The sequence below is a fragment of the Micromonospora sp. LOL_021 genome (assembly GCF_048060215.1).
Taxonomy (GTDB): Bacteria; Actinomycetota; Actinomycetes; order Mycobacteriales; family Micromonosporaceae; genus Micromonospora_E.
Genome location: NZ_JBHMIN010000195.1, coordinates 1 through 227, shown reverse-complemented (window position 1 = coordinate 227; position 227 = coordinate 1). Strand labels below are relative to the sequence as shown.

1 protein-coding gene is annotated in these 227 nt (G+C 56.4%); it reads right to left on the bottom strand.

Annotation, left to right across the window (positions count from 1 at the left end):
- On the bottom strand, positions 1 to 204 hold a 204-nt coding region (locus ACFHWT_RS31645; protein WP_416598390.1), incomplete at its 3' end, for an IS3 family transposase.
- Positions 205 to 227 lie beyond the last annotated feature (23 nt).

Below are 227 nucleotides of genomic sequence, written 5' to 3'. Positions count from 1 at the left end.
CTGACGATTGTACCAGAATTCGATGTAGGCAGTAACGTCCCGGCGTGCCGCCTCACGCGTGAGATACTTCACACGCGACACGCGTTCGTTCTTCAGCGCACCAAAAAACGATTCCGCCATCGCATTGTCGAAACAAATTCCGGTCCGGCCAGTAGATCGCCGCAACCTCAGATCCCGAAGCGTTCTGCCGTAGTCGTCCGACATGTAGTTGCTGCCCCGGTCCGAAT